Raw genomic sequence first — 17455 nt, 5'->3', positions numbered from 1 at the left:
CGCATTAAACCAATGTAAGGTTGATCTTCTATACTTGCCTCTGAGCTTCAAAAATCATTCGAGGGAGAGATTTATATCTATCATTCACGTTCATACACATCAAATCGAATCAGAATAACAGCTATCAGCGCACTCGCTATGATTCTGACCGCATGCCCGATCATAAGTACGGGTAGTGCTGCCGCTAATGCAGCTCCTGTATCAGCTATTTCACAAGCCAATAAAGATATTAAGGCTCAAGCGCCTATCCAATATCGAATTCAAGCCCGGCTGGATGAGAAGAAGATGATGATCGAGGGGAGTGAATCCATTACTTACCGCAATACAAGCAAAGATACATTGAAGCAACTGGTTTTTCATACTTATGCTGATGCCAACCTTTCGGAATCGACACAGACGACCATGTTTAAACATTCCAATGAAGAGATTAGCAAAAATAACCCTGATAAGAAACCGGAAGACTTTCTTGGAGGAATTGATATTGAGAAGGTGACGACCGGTGGGCAAGCCCTTGATTTCAGTAATAAAGACCAAGCTATGTCGGTGAAATTGGAGCAACCCCTTCAGCCTGGTGAATCCGTGTCGGTTCAAGTCCACTTTAATCTGAAGATTCCCTATGGCTCTCAGCGGTTATCGTATTACAAAGATATTATCAATGGGGCTCATGGGTTCCCTGTAATGTCAGTCTATGATGAGGCCAAGCATGAATGGGATACCAAACCTTATAGTAAAACATTCGAAACGGATTATTATACTTCCGCGGATTATGAAGTTCAGTTCAATGTTCCCGATCAATATCAGGTAGTGATGCCTGGTACGATAACCACACGGGATGATGCAGAGACTGGACGCAAAGTGGTATCCACCGTAGCCGAGAATACGAGGGAGTTTGCTTTCTTTGCCAGCCCGAACTTCAAAGTGGACAGCGTAACCCGGAATGGCCTCACCGTAGAGTATTATTATTTTGACAACCAGCCAGGTAAGAAAAAAATCGTTGATGGATATATTGATCAAGCATTCAAAGCCATTGATTTTTTTAGTGATAAATACGGTAAATATCCTTATCCTGAATTCCGGATTGTTGAATCGTATGTAGAAGGTGTAGCTATCGAGTATTCAAGACTTATCCAAATGGGGCAAATCGGAATAAATTCTGCTCCAGAACAAGACACCGTATTTGTGCATGAAATCGCCCACCAGTGGTTTCATGCGTTAATCGGGAATAATTCGGAGACAGAGTCTTTCCTGGACGAAGGCTTTGCAGATTTCTCTAAAGTGTATTTCTCTGAGAAGCAGGGGGACACGATGAATGGCTTTAAGTCTATCCAATTTGACGATTCCACTGTGGATAAGGCCATTGCTTCAACCAATGACGAGGTGGGAGATTGGGCAAGCCCAGTTTATTACGATAAAGGCCGCCAAGCAATATACCAATTGTACCGTTCCGTCGGGGAAGAAAAATTCGATGCCTTTATGAAAGAGTATTTTAAACGCTATGTGTATCAAAATGCTACGATTGACGGACTTCTGCAAACGATAGAAGATGTACTGGGGAAAGAGACGCGAAATGATATGAATAAAGCCTTATATGATCCCAATTTTGTGCTGAAGCCCGAATATCAACTGTCGAATGAGGAAAAAACGGCATATCTGCATGATCAGTTTCAATCGCTATATGAATCAGCATTAACTCAGGTTCCGAATGTACCTTTTGAAACGATGAGCCGTGTGATGGATAAAGCCCTTCAAGGTGAGCCATTAGCCATTGTGGTCAGTGATCAGGTGAGCAAGTCAGCGAACAAACAACAGGAAGCCATGGTAAACCAACTAACAACTCTTCTGGATTTAAGCGGAGTGAAGTATGACGTGATCCGGGACCGGCAGGATTTGAAGCAAAAAATGAAAAAAGAATTGGCTACCAGCAACCTAATAGTACTTGGTAGTGCTAAATCAAATGGTTTTGTACAAGCTTTAAAATCCAGCATTATGGACCGTGCTAACCATATCGGTTTTCAATGGAAAACGACTATGAACCAACCGTCAGTTGCTGGAGCCTATGTGATCAAACACCCTTATAATCAAAATCGTTTGATGCTGCACTATTTCTGGAATGAAGATCATCTGAGCAGTGGGAGTCTTGAACCCTTTATGATGAAGATGCAGGAATCCACTGGATTCAGCAGCGCTTATTATCAGTACTATATGTTGAACAAGACGGGCAAGGTAACATTGGATAAAAAAGTGGAAAATCCACTTTCAAAATTATTTGTTGAGGAATAACTCGAAGTGTTCATTCTTATAAAGAAAGATTAAAATTTCCTTTTGCAATTGTCATTGGATGATCATCATATTGTCTGTTACAGAGTCGCCTATATGGCGGCTTTTTTATTTAAGTTCAATTTAGGTTTTTAAAACCTGTCCTGAAGGGTAAATATAACGTGGATCTTTAAGTGGATTGTCAAATAAAACGTTGCGGAGGAAAGTGAAGAATGTTAGGGAAAGCATTGATTGTTAATATACTGCAAATAATAACAATATAATGTGCAAAGACACCTAAAACTGTACGACAGTAACATCAATGACAAGAAAATGATCAGAATTCGGAGAACACCGAGATGAGGAGGACATATGAAAACAACCAAGGTCTCATTTTATGTACTATCAATAATTCTGCTCCTAGTGGCGGGGTTATCCGGATGGTCGGGGGATGCCAATGCAAACTCCAATTCAGGTAAAACCTATGTGATCGGCACAGACATCACATTTGCACCGTTTGAATATCAAGATGAAAATGGGGATTATGTAGGCATCGACATGGATTTGCTGGATGCGATCGCCAAAGATCAGAACTTCAATTATCAAATCAAAGCGCTGGGATTTAATGCGGCTGTGCAAGCTCTTGAGTCCAATCAGGTGGATGGCGTCATTGCCGGGATGAGTATTACAGATGAACGAAAACAAAAGTTTGATTTCTCAGAACCTTATTATCAATCAGGCGTCGTAATGGGTGTTAGCGTAAATAATGATACCGTAAAAAGCTACGAAGATCTCCGCGGTAAAAAGGTCGCTGTGAAAACGGGCACAGAAGGGTACAGCTTTGCTGAATCCATCGCCTCAAAATACGGCTTTACCATTGTTCCATTCGATGATTCTTCGCAAATGTATGATGATGTGAAAACTGGAAACTCGGTTGCATGTTTTGAAGATGAACCTGTCCTAAGATTTGGGATAAAACAGAATAACGGTTTGAAAACCGTTACCGATAGAGAAGACGGCGCTTCCTATGGATTTGCGGTAAGCAAGGGACAGAATCAAGAACTCCTAAAGATGTTTAATGAAGGATTAGTGAATATCAAGGCTAACGGTGAATTTAAGCGCATTACCGAGGAATATGTTGGCGAGAATGCCACTGTCGCAAACCAGGGTCGTTGGGAATTAGTTCAAAAATCTCTACCTGTGCTGTTCAAAGGTATGGGGAAAACACTCTTGTATACGATTATTTCGCTGTTTTTCGCCTTTATCATCGGCTTGATTTTTGCTTTTATGAAAGTGGGTCAGAATAAGTTCCTTCGAATTGTTGCTACTGTATTTGTGGATATTTTCCGCGGGATACCGTTGATTGTCCTGGCATTCTTTATTTATTTCGGAATTCCTCAGGCGATGGGCTTCACCATGCCACTGTTCCTGGCCGCCATTCTGACGTTGAGTCTGAATGCAGGGGCGTACGTGACGGAAATTATTCGTGGGGGTATTCAATCGATTGATCGTGGACAGATGGAAGCAGCCCGTTCATTGGGACTTCCTTATCGCAAAGCGATGATAAAGATTGTAATCCCTCAGGCCATACGGGTTATGATTCCTTCATTTATTAATCAGATGGTTATTACATTGAAAGATACGTCGATCTTGTCCGTCATTGGTCTGGTGGAGTTGACGCAATCCGGTAAGATTGTCATCGCAAGAACATTCGCCTCTTTCGACATTTGGTTGACTGTTGCGATTATGTACCTGATTGTTATCATCACATTGACTAAAATTGCTGACTACCTGGAGGTGAGGGTTCGTCGTGGGTAAAATTAAAGTAGAAGGATTAAAGAAAAGTTTTGGCACGAATCATGTGTTGAAGGGCATCGATATATCGGTCAACGAAGGTGAAGTTGTCTGTGTCATTGGACCTTCAGGTTCAGGTAAAAGTACGTTTTTACGCTGCATTAACCAGTTAGATGAGATCACAGCTGGACGGGTTATCGTAGATGATCGGGATTTAAATGATCCCAAAACGAACATTAACAAAGCTCGCGAGAACATAGGTATGGTATTTCAGCACTTTAACCTGTTTCCTCATTTTAGCGTGCTCAAAAATATTATGTTTGCCCCCAGAGAACTTGGGATTTTAAAAGAACAGGAAGCACGCGATACGGCACTCCGTTTACTGGATCGGGTTGGTTTGTCGGATAAAGCAGACAGCTATCCCAACCAACTTTCGGGCGGACAAAAACAACGCGTAGCGATCGCTCGTGCGCTTGCCATGAATCCGGACGTTATGTTATTCGATGAACCAACTTCGGCACTTGACCCCGAAATGGTAGGCGAAGTCCTTGGTGTAATGAAGGATCTTGCGAGCGAAGGTATGACGATGATTATCGTGACCCATGAAATGGGCTTTGCCCGTGAAGTTGCGGATCGGGTTGTCTTCATGGACGGTGGATATGTTGTAGAGCAGGGCACTCCTGATGAAATATTCGGAAATCCAAAAAATGAACGGACGATCAGCTTCCTCGAGAAAGTACTCTAAAACCATACCAAAAAACCTTCAAGAATTCGTTCTTGAAGGTTTTTTGGTATGTTGTAATTTCCTGCTTTTACACCCGGTCTGATGTCTCTCCATCACTTTGACAGCGGCAGCAACCTCTGTTAGCAGGGAAGACGCAAGAATAGGGCCCCCTCTCATATTACTCATCCAACTGGAAATTCTTCAACGAATATGTAGTCATTTGCATGTTTTTGGCGTAGTCGATTTGAAAAATACAGGAATAAATCACGTTTAACACGTAATCAAAGGCAATTTGTGATGAAAACGTACCGATCTTTGCATGTTTTGTTTCGTCATTCGGCACCTGGATACAGATCGTACTCATCTTGGCCAACTCACTTTGATGATTCGCGGTAATCGTAATAAATGGGATTTTTTCACGCGAGAAATGTTGAGCTGCCTTTAGGAAAATGGGCGATTTTTCATGATAGGTCAGAAAAATGGCGCAATCCTGCGCCGTAAGATTGATGGTATGGTAAGCCCATTCAGATAGCTCTGTTGTAATCACGACGTATTTATTGATTTTAATCAATTTATTCTGAAAACTCTTCGCGCGGATTTGAGAATCCCCCAACGCATAGATGAAGATTCGTTTTGCCTGATCCAGCAAATGGGCTGCTTCTGTTAGAGAGGCTTCATCCATAAAAGCAAAGTTTTTCTCAATCGTTTCTTTCATTAGTTCAGCTATATCTTTTGCCACCTGGAGTGAAGATTCACCAAGAGCGAACGGATAATTGGGATCGATATTGGAGATGTTCTGAGCATCCTGCTGAAACTCTCGAGCAAGCTTTATGCTGAACTCCTTAAACCCCGAAAGTCCAAGCTTATGAGTCAAGCGGTTGATGGCAGAATGTGACGTGTATGTAGCTTTGGCAAGCTCTTGAATATTCAAGTGAAGCATTAATTCCTTATGAGTCAGAATATAAGAAGCGATGCTTTTTTCATTTGGTGTAAAGTGGTTCATGTCTGTTAGTTGGGTCAATATTTTCAACAGGTTCACCCCGGAATCATTGAAATAATGTTGATGTAGAGCGTTCAGTAAACATTTTGTTTAAAAAGAGGGCATGAGAAATACAAAATATTGGTCAAATGTACCGTAATTTCTTCAAAGCCCCTCCGGCGGATTTTCTTCTTCTATAATAAATGAAAAAGAGCCTGAGGGGGAATTCATATGTTGACCATCGGTTACATTGGCAATGGCAAAAGTACAAATCGTTATCATCTTCCTTTTTCATTGAATCGGGATCATTTGAAAGTAAAAACGATATACGCCCGTCATCCAGAGAAAACGGAGTGGGAGAAAGCGCCTGGTGTTCTGTATACAGATGATCTTGCAGCTTTAATGAATGACGATGACATTCAGTTGGTCGTGGTCTGTACACATACCGAATCCCATTATGAGTATGCAAAGATGGCACTCGTTCATGGAAAACATGTACTTGTGGAGAAACCTTTTATGCTGACCAAAGAAGAAGCCGAATCCATTTTCCAGTACGCCAAAGAAAAAAATCTCTTGATTCAATGTTATCAGAACCGACGATATGATTCGGATTTTCTGACGACCAAGAAAGTGATTGAATCAGGAAAGCTTGGCGATTTGCTGGAAGTGGAAATGCATTACGATTATTATCGACCGGAGATCCCGAATGCTACCACCCATTTTTCCAAATACAAAAGTTATTTATACGGGCACGGTGTTCACACCATTGATCAGGTATTATCCTATTTCGGGCAACCGGACAAAATACATTACGATGTTCGTCAATTGCTGGGGCCTGGCAGAATGAATGATTATTTCGATCTGGACTTTTATTACGCTTCGCTGAAAGTATCAGTCAAATCCAGCTTTTTCCGCTTAAAGCCACGCCCGAGTTTTGTAGTATACGGCAAAAAGGGGGTATTCGTAAAACAAACGGAGGATCGTCAAGAGGAACATCTGAAGTTATTTTACCTTCCCAAAGGACATCCCGATTTTGGTAAGGATTTGCCTCAGCACTATGGCGTACTGACGTATCTGGATGACGAAGGAATCTATCATGAAGAAAAAGTAACTTCTGAACAAGGCGATTATGCAAGAGTGTACGACGATATCTATGAAGCCATCAACCATGGCAAAGAAAAAGTGATTCAAGACCAAGAAACGATCGCGGTTATGGAAATATTAGAAAAAGGTATGGAGGAGTGTAACTAATATGAAACTGGGAATTGTCGGAGCTGGAATGATTGTAAAGGATCTATTGAGCTTTATTCATGAAATTCCTGCGATTACGTTGGAGGCCATTTGTTCCAGACCTGGTCATCTGGATAAAATGCTGACTCTGCAAGAGCAGTATGGAATTGCACAAATATATTCGGAGTACAGCGATATGATTGCAAATGATGAAGTGGATACGATCTATATCGGACTACCAAATCATCTTCATTATGCATATGCCAAAGAAGCGTTATTGGGCGGCAAACATGTGATCTGTGAGAAGCCGTTCACTTCCAATTTTCAAGAATTTCTTGAACTTAAAGAGATTGCACGGCAAAAACAGCTGGTGTTGGTTGAAGCCATCACAAACCAATATTTGAAGAATTATTTGTCCATGAAGGAGAATCTGCGCAAACTGGGTGACATCAAAATTGTGGAGTGTAACTATTCCCAATATTCATCCCGCTATGCGGCTTTTCAGGCTGGAGAAGTGTTGCCGGCATTTAATCCGGAAATGTCTGGTGGAGCCTTGATGGATATTAATTTGTATAATATTCATCTGGTCGTAGGGCTTTTCGGAAGCCCGAAGAAGGTGGAATACTGGGCCAACATGGAACGCGGGATTGACACTTCAGGCATGTTGCTTTTGGACTACCGTGAGTTCAAGTGTGTTTGCATAGGCTCTAAAGACAGCACGAACATCCAGGGCAATAAAGGATATATCCACATGACCAGTTCGGCCAACAAATGTGAATCCTTTGATCTTGCGCTTCATAAGGAAACGCCGATTCGAATAGATATTAAGGATCATCCTCATCGTATGTATGACGAGTTTGTTGAATTCGAGCGTATGATTCGTGAACATGATCTGGAGAAAGTCACAGCTATGTTAGAGCATAGCGAGAAGGTGATGGAGGTTATTGAACAAGCCAAACAATCCGCCAATCTTGTATTTGGACCTGATCGATAATATATTCTGAAATTCCAGAATGATTGTATTGTATCTTTTTGTGCATTTCCCAAGATGACTGTGTTAAAATGCGGTGAAAGATATAAAAAATTCATATGTCAGTGAACCAATAACAGTCTTCTTGGGGAGTATTTAATGATAACGATTAAAGATGTAGCAAAGTTAGCGGGTGTCGCGAGTTCAACTGTATCCTATGTACTCAACGGCAAAAAACATGTAAGTGAGCATACAAGACAGAAAGTACTTGCAGTAGCAAGTGAGCTTAATTACATCAAGCACGGAGCCGCATCCGAATTAAAGCGAAAACACACACAAACGATCGGAGTTATCGTTCATGATATGTCTGTCCCCTATTTTTCCGACTTGGTGAGTGGAATTGAATCCAGCGCCATAAGTCAGGGATATGACCTCATCGTATGCAGTTCTTTAGGCGGGGAGCGATCGACAGCCGCACGCTTTATCCGAGAGAGAAGGCTGGACGGTGTGATTGTAATCGCTGAAAATATTGAAGATGAGTTGTTGTTGCAGGCTGCCGAAACGGGGTTTCCAATTGTTGTGATGGACCGGGAACTTCATAGTAAGCATATTGTAAATGTTCTGATGGATGATGAGCAGGGTGGTTATATGGCAACCCGTTTCCTTCTGGATAAAGGTCACCGCGCAATCGCCTATATTAGTGGACCTTTAAGTTCGGATTGTAATCTGATGCGATATCAGGGTTATCTGAGAGCTATGCATGAAGCTGGGGTGGAAGAGAATGAGAATTGGAGACTTGGCGGCCAATTTCTGAAAACAGGTGGCTACGACGCAGCCAAGTTGCTAATGGAGGGAGAGCTTCCAACGGCAGTCTTTTTTGCGAATGATGAAATGGCCATTGGAGGTTTAGAGGCATTCAAAGAACACCAGGTTTCCATACCCGAAGATCTATCTATTATTGGATTTGATAACATACATGTAACTGAATACTTAAATCCACCTCTTACGACTTTTCGCCAACCCAAAACAGATGCAGGCTCCTTTGCTGGACATGTACTCATTCAGATGTTAAAAGGAGAGACTGTTGAGTCTACTTATAAGATCAATATACAGTGTGTCGAGCGTGACTCCGTTTCCTGTTATTCTATTATTAAAAGCTAAAAAGGCGGGACTGTTCATGTCCATGAGAAACGGAAAGATCATCAAAGCACCACAAGGACTGGAACGTGCTCCAGACAAACAAGGAAGTTTAAAGCAGAATGGGTTATCCGTCATTCAATTTTGTTTGCATACACAGGGGACAACAGGCTCCTATTTTCTGAAAGATCACATGTTGTTGTTCGTTATATCGGGCGTATACACGGTTCGCTTCAAGGATCAGGAGTACACTGTGCGAAGTAATGAAATGGTGTTTCTTCACCAATCGATTCGTATTGATTACATAAAGTCGGGTGAACCTGGATCTGAGTTCATGCTGGACTATATGATGTTTTTCCTTAACGAAAATATGCTTGCGGAGTTTGTTCAGTTTTCTGGATTCAAACCGACGGATACCGTGAATGAAATCGTGCCGGTGTCAATTATACCGGTCAATGAACTCACCCGCTCATATATAGCATCATTGAAACCCTATTTCGAAAATCCAGACGAGGTACAAGACGGACTGATCCGGCTTAAATTCATGGAACTCCTGTTTCATCTGGCACACGCCAATGATCGATTTTTACATCAACTTCTGCAACCAAATCATGATAAAAACAGCGACTTCGGCAAAATAATAGAGGAGAATATTACGAATCCCATTTCTATAAGCGATCTGGCTTATTTGTCTGGCAGAAGCCTGTCTACCTTCAAAAGGGATTTTCAGGCCCTATACCACACGTCACCCTTGAAGTGGATTCGTAATCAGAGGCTGCATAAAGCCAAGAAACTGTTGGCAGAGACATCATTGTGCGTCACCGATGTCTGTTTCTCAACAGGTTTCGAAAACGTTGCCCATTTTTCCAAAGTGTTTAAGCTTCAGTTCGGGCTTCCGCCCTCGGAGTTTAGACAGCAATGCAAACGAAGCAAGGCAAAAATCACATAAAGCCAGCTTAATCTGTCCATACTTTATAAACAAGAAACGTTGTACCACTGTTGAGTAAAGCGCTTCGCGATAAATATCGTGAGACGCTTTTTTTCATTATTCGAAAAAATGAGCTAAATAAACAAATCCCATGAGCTTAGCAGCAAAGAAATGCATCTATTTTCTTGTTATTGTTGTCTCATGCGTTACACGTTGTCGCAACCCAAAAGCTGAGGAGGATTAACCAATGGAATATGTGAAATTAGGAAATACAGGCATGGATGTATCTCGACTTTGTCTTGGCTGCATGGGATTTGGTGAACCGGGACGAGGGTTTCACCAATGGGTATTGGATGAAGAGAATAGTCGTCCCGTCATTCAAAAAGCGTTGGAGTTAGGCATTAATTTCTTTGATACAGCTAATGTATATGCAGGCGGAACAAGTGAAGAGATCCTGGGTCGGGCTCTCAAGGACTACGCTAATCGAGATGAAATTGTCCTTGCGACAAAAGTGTTTTCCCGTATGCATGATGGTCCGAATGGCGCCGGACTTTCTCGAAAGGCAATTATGAGTGAGATTGATAAAAGCCTCAAGAGATTGGGAACCGACTATGTAGATCTATATCAAATTCACCGCTGGGACAACCATACCCCTATTGAAGAGACCATGGAAGCATTACATGATGTGGTGAAGGCAGGCAAGGCAAGATATATTGGTGCTTCAGCCATGTCAGCATGGCAATTCCAAAAGGCTTTATATGTCGCCGAGAGAAATGGTTGGACCCGCTTTGTATCGATGCAGAACCACTATAACCTGATCTACCGTGAAGAGGAAAGGGAAATGATGCCTCTTTGTCAGGAAGAGAAAATCGGTGTAATTCCCTACAGTCCACTTGCTTCTGGACGGTTGACCAGAGATTGGCAGGAAACCACACAGCGTTCCGAGACGGATCAGGTTCAAAGGGCAAAATACGATGCAACAGCCAGCACCGATCGATTAGTGGTAGAGCAGGTAGCAGAAATCGCTGAAAAACGCGGCGTTCCCCGGGTACAAATCGCTCTTGCCTGGCTGCTGCACAAGAATCCGGTTACAGCTCCGATTATTGGCGCTACGAAGACATCCCATCTCGAAAATGCAGTTGAAGCTCTGTCGATTGCATTAACATCAGAAGAAATGGCAAGCTTGGAAGAACCGTATGTACCTCATCCGGTATATGGACTTAATGCTGGATTTAAGTCATAGCAATATGCTGAAGATGAGTTAATGGGTACGTTTACTACAAAGTAAATAGCTTAGAGTCTAGTAGTAACACCCGACATTAGTCGAGTTCCTCTAACCGACCACAGACAGACGATAACTTCATTTTGGATTGATATAATTCCATAGGTAAATCATTTATAACCAGAAGGAGAATCCAAAATGAAGTCTGTATTACGTTTCATGATTTATCTGATCATTATAGTTGTTGTGGTGGCAGGGGGAGGAACAATCGGGTTCATCAGCACGATGAATTCAGGAATGTCGACTTACGATACATCCGCTCCTGAATTAAACAATGTACAAGTGCCGGAATATGACGCCAGCAAACCGACAGTGGCTGTGCTGCTGGCAAACGAGGTCACCGAAGTATTTGATTTTCTCGTTCCGTACGAGATGTTTGCGATGACGGAAGCTTACAATGTGTACGGTGTTGCACCCAATCGGGAAATTAAATCTCTAACCGGGGGACTTGATGTAATCCCGCATTATTCTTTTGCTGAGATGGATACGCTGCTCGGAAAAAGTCCGGACATCATTGTCATTCCATTTATGCCAATGTTGGACGAAAACCAATACGCACCTGTACGTGAGTGGATTCAGAAGCACTCAAGTGTTAACACAACATTACTCTCCATTTGCAATGGAGCAGAAAACCTGGCTGATACGGGTTTGCTGGATGGCAAGTCTGCCGCAACGCACTGGGGTGACGTTAACCGTCTCATCAAAAAATATCCCGAAATCCAGTGGGTGAAGGATCAGCGTTATGTTCAACATGGCTCGATTATATCTTCCGCGGGTCTAACTTCCGGTATTGATGCAACACTTCGTGTAATTTCGGATCAATTGGGTGATGCGTCTGCGAAGAAGGTAGCAGAGCAGATGAACTATCCATCATATGATTACGTCTTAAACCCGCATATGAAGCCGTTTAATGCCAAGTTGAGCGATATTTCGTACATAATGAATAATGCTTTTCAATGGAAAAAGGTGAAGGCCGGGGTGCTGTTGTATAACGGAGCAGATGAATTGGATTTGTCTTCCGCTTTTGATACGTATGGTGCTTCCGGTACTACAAGGACACTGACCGTCTCCAACCAAAATGACCCCATTGTAACGAAGCATGGACTGAACATCGTGGCGCGCTATCAGATTGAAAACGTGCCGAAGCTGGAGAAAATGATTATTGTCGGTGCAAATGCGGATTCTGTCGCCGCTGAGGACATCAATAATTGGAGAAACAGTGGTAATCGTGCGGAACTGCTGTTTCTGCATCGTGATGCATCAGAACGGTTTGCAATGGAACCTGCTTTCGAAGATCTGGCAGAACAAGAGGACATCCGAACCGCGAAATTTGCTGCCAAGCGCCTTGAATATCGTGCGACCGATCACCTGAACCTGAAGGGCAGCGCCTTTTCCTTGGAAGCGTTTCTCATTCCTGTGCTGCTCGGCGTACTGACTTTTCTTATTATTCTCTATATTGATTTGCGTTTCATACGCAAGAAAAAGAAATCGTAATGGCCTCAAATTAAGATGTTCTCTAAACGAAGAAGTGAGTAAGACTAATCAGGTTAATGGAAAAGAGATTAGGTGGCTAATTATGAGCCACCTAATCTCTTTTTTTAATTATTTCTTTAAAATAGCCGGATTCAGTTCATAAGTGAAAGTCTCTTCGATGGTCTCCTTTTTCGTATATCTACTATTTAATCTCATTACTCGAATTCCGGAAACTCTTAGGTGTTTGGTTTTGATGTTTTTTGAAAGACTGAATGAAGTTATTTACATGATTAAAACCAACCCTATGAGCTATTTCGGTTACTGTATAATCAGTTGAAATTAGTAATTCCGCGCTTTTCTTGATCCGGTACTTAATTAAGTAATCATACGGTGTCATATGAATGGTTTTCTTAAAACTCCGGGTGCACTCCGAGATGCTCAGATGTGCTGTATCAGCAATTTCTTGCAGTGTGATATTCGTTGAATACTGCTGATGGATATAGCTGAGCATGAGTTGAAGGCGCTCTTGCTGAAGCTTTACATATTTGGGCGCCTCCTCGGAGGGAAGCGTAATATTATGAATCAAAATTAGCCACAATTGAACGGTTTTGATCGAAACCTCATATTCCCATCCCCACTTTTTTGTCATATCAAATCTCTTTTTCATATCCCATAACATATCTAGCACATTCTGTTGCCATTCTACATCCCCTTTGATTACCAGCGACACCAGTGAAGAGTCTGTATAAGGTAAAACATAATTTTTCTCCATGGCACTATCTGCGTAGAAGGCTAACAGCTTTTCAGGGAAATTAAAACTCACATATTGACCGTTGTGGGTCAGATGGGTTGTAACATGCAGGACTCCCTTATTAATTAGGATAGCTTGACCCGCCAGTAACTCATGATCAACACCGTTAACCTGTATAACCAACCTTCCTTGAGTAACCAATGTAATCTGTAGTTCTTCATGCCAATGCAAGTCATTAAATCCTCTACCTTCAGGAATAATTTTCTCGGAATTAGCTGTGTACATAATGTATGGAAATGAAGCATCAGGGAAAAGAATCGTCTCGTGAAGCTGCTTTGACATTTAAATGTATCCTTTCAAATGGTGATATTTATATACAATATAGCGATATTATTACACAAATAAAACATTAACGATGATATTATTATATCCAATCTTTGTTTTATCACTATAATCCTGTGCACAGAATTTGGATAGAACATGTTGAAGGAGTAAGTATGAAAATGAATAAATCGTTGTATCCGCCTCATCCGTACCTGTTGCTTTTTATCAGCATTTTGTCCATCTCGATATCTTCCATATTGATAAAGTCCTCAGAGACACCAACCTCTGTAGCTGGGATGTACAGATTGTTCATAACGGTAATACTAATGCTTCCTTTTGTACCTTGGAAAAGTCTTCGAAACCTTATGATGAGCAAAAAAGATTGGAGTGTTGTGTTGTTAGCCGGACTCTTTCTCGGATTGCATTTCTTATGCTGGATGGAGTCATTGGTGCACACCTCCGTTGCAAGTTCCATGGTCATTTTATCGTTGCAGCCTTTATTTGTAATGTTGGGGTCATACTTCATCTTCAAGCAACAAGCAAACATGGTTACGATTCTATGTCTGGTTACAGCCCTTGCAGGGTCAATTATTATCGCATGGGGTGACATCGGAGTATCTAGAGAGGCACTGATCGGAGATGGATTATCTTTATTGGGCACCATCGCGGTTTCGGCATATATGCTTGCTGGACAAAAAGTCAGTCACAAAATCGATGCAAATGTGTACAGCGTTATTGTCTTCTTCCTTGGGGGGATTGTCTTGCTTATCTACAGTCTAATCAATCATATCCCCCTGACCGGATATAACACTTCAGATTGGATGTATTTCTTGTTGCTTGCCATCATTCCAACCATTTTTGGACAATTTCTTATTAATCTATTATTGAAATCTTTAGGTGCAACGACGCTTTCTGTAGGCATTATTGGAGAGCCTGTTCTTGCGATCATACTCGCCTTTCTATTTCTGGGAGAAACCATCTCTCTGTTTCAGTTTATAGGCGGGATGGTGACTGTACTTGGCATGGGGGTGTATTTTTGGGCAAAATCCTGGCGATACACCATTTCTAAAGTTCGAACTTGACGTGAATTTATACAACGAAAACGATAAGACAAGTAGAAGAGGAGAATATATATGGCTACTATTGATGATTTTTTGAAACTGGATATTCGCGTCGGAACCGTTACAAAAGCTGAGTTTTTTGCAGAAGCGAAAGTGCCTGCGATCAAACTTGAGATTGATTTTGGACAAGAGATTGGAATGAAAAACTCCAGTGCACAAATTACCAAAAGATATGCAGCAGAGGAACTGATCGGACAACAAGTCATAGGGGTAGTGAACTTTCCACCGCGCCGGATAGCCGGGTTTAAATCAGAAGTATTGGTTCTGGGAGGAATACCCGAAAAAGGGGATGTCGTTCTGTTAAAACCAGATATCGAGCTGCCTGACGGAATACCGATTGGATAATAGATCATATTGTCATATTGGCGTAACAGACAACAGGTAAGATGGCTATCGAGGTGATTGATCATGAATAAAATATCAACCAAATCGAGTTGGCCCATCGGAAAAAATGTTTTACTCTCGGCGGTCATTTTGGTTGCACTAGGTGGATGCAGTTCTAACTCTGTTTCGACAAAGCCATTGGAGATATCAGGGATGAACAGCAGTCAGGAGGAGAAGCAGGCTGTTCCTTCGGAGAAAATGAGCTACTGGAATGAGCAGCGAAAAGGGACCAATTTTATGAACTCCACCTCTCTTCCTGTCAACTATGAAGCAGCCAAGGAACAGGGCATAGAGTTCGTCCGGCTTGCGCCCGATAAGTGGAGTAAGGATCGGGATTTTTTGTTCAACGATAAGCCGGATAAACATATTAACGCAGACTTTTTGATAGGCAGCTCGGATAAGTACGAAGGTATCGTGGAAGCGGATTTTGCCCGACTCAAAGCGGATCTTGACGCCGCCGAGGATAAAGGGATGAAAGTGATTATTACAGTGCTTAGCTTACCGGGTGATCGCTGGCGGCAGTTCAACGGGGCCAAGAATGATGATCGGATCTGGAATGATACTGAATATCACAATCAGGCCGCTCAGTTTTGGAAGGATCTTGCAGCACGATTGAAGAATCATCCTGCCGTCATCGGCTATAACCTGATTAATGAGCCTCATCCGGAAACGGGTACGGGTTTTCATGATTTCTGGACGCAGGATTATTTGGAGTGGTATGCCAAAGTGGAACATACCGCAGCTGATCTGAATTCACTCTATGACACGATAACCAAAGAGATCAGGACGGTAGACCAGACAACTCCCATCATTGTAGATTCGGGTCTCTACGCAACACCTTGGGCTTTTACGTACCTGAAGCCGATTGATGATCCTAACGTGCTGTATGCTTTTCATATGTATGAGCCTTATGAGATGACAAGCCAGAACCAGAAAAAAGGATTTACGTATTCTTATCCAGGGAACGTAAAGGTTGGAGATGATGAGACGGAAAAAGTGTTTAACCGTCAGACTCTGAAACAATTTGTCGAGCCTGTCGCCAAGTGGGCGTCCGATCATAACATACCTGCGAACCGGATTATAGGTTCCGAATTCGGAACGAACCGAATGGTTCACGGTGCAGATCGCTACATGTCGGATCTGATATCTATCTTTAATGAGTACGGATGGCATTGGGCTTTCTATGCATTTCGCGAAGATACGTGGGATGGGATGGATTATGAATTAGGCAGTGAGAAGCCCAACTGGAAGTATTGGGATGCCATTGAAAAAGGGGAGCAGCCTGCACGCGGTACGGCAGACAATCCACTCTGGAATGAGATAAGAGCAAGTCTGACGAATTGAAATAGAGAAGAGAAGGATCACCAATGTATTCTCACTTATTCTACTAAAGCTAGAATGTAGAACAGCCTCCGAAAAATTATTCGGGGGCTGTTCTTAATTTGAAGTTCATTCTGATAATGAATTCTGGAATAACTAGCAGCAAAGCAATAGAGCCATAAATACTTATAGTGTAGCTTGCAGCATAAACCAACCCGAAACCTTGATGAAGAAGGGAAGTGATGAGGTGAATCAACATGTTCGTGAAACAGAAGGCATAACTACGAATCATCCAGTTCCGGTGTTGGATCATTCGTTTCTGTTTAATCTGAATGAGAGCCGTAATCGTAATGAACAGCCAGATGATATTAAGCGCATTGAAGCCCATACTGCTTATTTTCCCGCCAGTGGCGTAAGGTGCCATATAACCGGAAGTCAGTACAACAAGCACTACGGATACAATGTAAACATAACCGTTTATACGGTGGAACCTGCGGCTCTTTTTAAAAATCCGATTAGAGAAGTTGACCAGTCCAGACGCCATGGCCAAACATGCAAATGCAACATGAACGTACATGACATTCAGCCAGATCGGAAGATGAAGCTCACGCTTTAAACCCGTCTTGTGGCTTAAAAAGTCTGAGGCTTGTGGGTCTATCCAATAGTTCTTCACCAAAGCATACACAATAAATAAAATACTGACACAGGCCAGCCATCCGTATAATGTTCCTCGTTTCTTCATATTCACCTACAACCCCCAAGATTCCTTTTTGTGCAATATG

Annotated in this window: 15 protein-coding genes; 12 read left to right on the top strand and 3 right to left on the bottom strand. The window is 42.2% G+C overall.

The genetic code is table 11. The annotated features are described in order from the left end of the window. The first annotated feature begins 138 nt into the window (after positions 1-138). The 3 genes from HW560_RS23150 to HW560_RS23140 all read left to right on the top strand — a co-directional run bounded on the left by HW560_RS23150 (position 139) and on the right by HW560_RS23140 (position 4795). The gene (locus HW560_RS23150; RefSeq protein WP_090897925.1) at positions 139-2280 is read left to right on the top strand and encodes a M1 family metallopeptidase; all 2142 of its coding nucleotides are present in this window, start codon (positions 139-141) and stop codon (positions 2278-2280) included. Positions 2281-2628: 348 nt separating this feature from the next. Then, a complete protein-coding gene (locus HW560_RS23145; protein ID WP_090897927.1) occupies positions 2629-4074 on the top strand; it encodes an amino acid ABC transporter substrate-binding protein/permease in 1446 nt (481 codons plus the stop codon). Continuing rightward, a complete protein-coding gene (locus HW560_RS23140) occupies positions 4067-4795 on the top strand; it encodes an amino acid ABC transporter ATP-binding protein (protein WP_090897930.1) in 729 nt (242 codons plus the stop codon). Before HW560_RS23145 ends, HW560_RS23140 begins: the two co-directional genes overlap by 8 nt. A gap of 157 nt (positions 4796-4952) precedes the next feature. On the opposite strand, the gene HW560_RS23135 is transcribed toward HW560_RS23140, so the two are convergent. Then, complete coding sequence (locus HW560_RS23135; protein WP_090897933.1) at positions 4953-5804, bottom strand: MurR/RpiR family transcriptional regulator; 852 nt, start codon at positions 5802-5804, stop codon at positions 4953-4955. A 180-nt stretch (positions 5805-5984) separates the two neighbouring features. Between HW560_RS23135 and HW560_RS23130 the strand changes: the two genes are divergently transcribed. The 6 genes from HW560_RS23130 (at position 5985) to HW560_RS23105 (ending at position 12794) form a co-directional block, all read left to right on the top strand. Then, positions 5985-7004: a Gfo/Idh/MocA family oxidoreductase gene (locus tag HW560_RS23130; RefSeq protein ID WP_179264860.1), complete on the top strand. Its 1020-nt coding sequence runs from the start codon at positions 5985-5987 to the stop codon at positions 7002-7004. 1 nt (position 7005) lies between these two features. Further along, on the top strand, positions 7006-7977 hold the full coding sequence (locus HW560_RS23125; protein ID WP_179264859.1) for a Gfo/Idh/MocA family protein: 972 nt from the start codon (positions 7006-7008) through the stop codon (positions 7975-7977). Positions 7978-8112: 135 nt separating this feature from the next. Further along, positions 8113-9114, top strand: a complete 1002-nt coding sequence (locus HW560_RS23120; protein WP_179264858.1) for a LacI family DNA-binding transcriptional regulator — start codon at positions 8113-8115, stop codon at positions 9112-9114. A 16-nt stretch (positions 9115-9130) separates the two neighbouring features. Further along, positions 9131-10039: a helix-turn-helix domain-containing protein gene (locus HW560_RS23115; RefSeq protein WP_090897944.1), complete on the top strand. Its 909-nt coding sequence runs from the start codon at positions 9131-9133 to the stop codon at positions 10037-10039. Positions 10040-10265: 226 nt separating this feature from the next. Then, the gene (locus tag HW560_RS23110) at positions 10266-11261 is read left to right on the top strand and encodes an aldo/keto reductase (protein ID WP_179264857.1); all 996 of its coding nucleotides are present in this window, start codon (positions 10266-10268) and stop codon (positions 11259-11261) included. A 177-nt stretch (positions 11262-11438) separates the two neighbouring features. Further along, a complete protein-coding gene (locus HW560_RS23105) occupies positions 11439-12794 on the top strand; it encodes a DJ-1/PfpI family protein (protein ID WP_179264856.1) in 1356 nt (451 codons plus the stop codon). A 181-nt stretch (positions 12795-12975) separates the two neighbouring features. Here the strand turns inward: HW560_RS23105 and HW560_RS23100 are convergent, their stop codons facing one another. Continuing rightward, positions 12976-13866: an AraC family transcriptional regulator gene (locus tag HW560_RS23100; RefSeq protein WP_090897953.1), complete on the bottom strand. Its 891-nt coding sequence runs from the start codon at positions 13864-13866 to the stop codon at positions 12976-12978. A gap of 155 nt (positions 13867-14021) precedes the next feature. On the opposite strand from HW560_RS23100, the gene HW560_RS23095 reads away from it, so the two are divergent. From HW560_RS23095 to HW560_RS23085, 3 genes are all read left to right on the top strand, one after another. Then, entirely contained in the window at positions 14022-14930 is a 909-nt protein-coding gene (locus HW560_RS23095) for a DMT family transporter (RefSeq protein WP_179264855.1), read from the top strand. Between the two features lie 51 nt (positions 14931-14981). Beyond that, on the top strand, positions 14982-15314 hold the full coding sequence (gene csaA, locus HW560_RS23090) for a chaperone CsaA (RefSeq protein ID WP_179264854.1): 333 nt from the start codon (positions 14982-14984) through the stop codon (positions 15312-15314). Positions 15315-15506: 192 nt separating this feature from the next. Further along, the gene (locus tag HW560_RS23085; protein WP_179264853.1) at positions 15507-16697 is read left to right on the top strand and encodes a glycoside hydrolase family 5 protein; all 1191 of its coding nucleotides are present in this window, start codon (positions 15507-15509) and stop codon (positions 16695-16697) included. A 76-nt stretch (positions 16698-16773) separates the two neighbouring features. Here HW560_RS23085 and HW560_RS23080 read toward each other — a convergent pair whose 3' ends face one another. After that, positions 16774-17415 carry a DUF2306 domain-containing protein gene (locus tag HW560_RS23080; RefSeq protein WP_179265893.1) on the bottom strand — a complete coding sequence of 214 codons (642 nt, stop codon included), beginning with the start codon at positions 17413-17415 and terminating at the stop codon, positions 16774-16776. Positions 17416-17455 lie beyond the last annotated feature (40 nt).

It is taken from the genome of Paenibacillus sp. E222, assembly GCF_013401555.1.
GTDB lineage: Bacteria > Bacillota > Bacilli > Paenibacillales > Paenibacillaceae > Paenibacillus.
This window is presented reverse-complemented; position numbering and strand designations above follow the sequence as displayed.

Coding starts and splice junctions, on each gene's coding strand:
- HW560_RS23150 (WP_090897925.1), top strand. CDS start 139: ATGATTCTGACCGCATGCCCGATCATAAGTACGGGTAGTGCTGCCGCT.
- HW560_RS23145 (WP_090897927.1), top strand. CDS start 2,629: ATGAAAACAACCAAGGTCTCATTTTATGTACTATCAATAATTCTGCTC.
- HW560_RS23130 (WP_179264860.1), top strand. CDS start 5,985: ATGTTGACCATCGGTTACATTGGCAATGGCAAAAGTACAAATCGTTAT.
- HW560_RS23125 (WP_179264859.1), top strand. CDS start 7,006: ATGAAACTGGGAATTGTCGGAGCTGGAATGATTGTAAAGGATCTATTG.
- HW560_RS23120 (WP_179264858.1), top strand. CDS start 8,113: ATGATAACGATTAAAGATGTAGCAAAGTTAGCGGGTGTCGCGAGTTCA.
- HW560_RS23115 (WP_090897944.1), top strand. CDS start 9,131: ATGTCCATGAGAAACGGAAAGATCATCAAAGCACCACAAGGACTGGAA.
- HW560_RS23110 (WP_179264857.1), top strand. CDS start 10,266: ATGGAATATGTGAAATTAGGAAATACAGGCATGGATGTATCTCGACTT.
- HW560_RS23105 (WP_179264856.1), top strand. CDS start 11,439: ATGAAGTCTGTATTACGTTTCATGATTTATCTGATCATTATAGTTGTT.
- HW560_RS23100 (WP_090897953.1), bottom strand. CDS start 13,866: ATGTCAAAGCAGCTTCACGAGACGATTCTTTTCCCTGATGCTTCATTT.
- HW560_RS23095 (WP_179264855.1), top strand. CDS start 14,022: ATGAAAATGAATAAATCGTTGTATCCGCCTCATCCGTACCTGTTGCTT.
- csaA (WP_179264854.1), top strand. CDS start 14,982: ATGGCTACTATTGATGATTTTTTGAAACTGGATATTCGCGTCGGAACC.
- HW560_RS23085 (WP_179264853.1), top strand. CDS start 15,507: ATGAACAGCAGTCAGGAGGAGAAGCAGGCTGTTCCTTCGGAGAAAATG.
- HW560_RS23080 (WP_179265893.1), bottom strand. CDS start 17,415: ATGAAGAAACGAGGAACATTATACGGATGGCTGGCCTGTGTCAGTATT.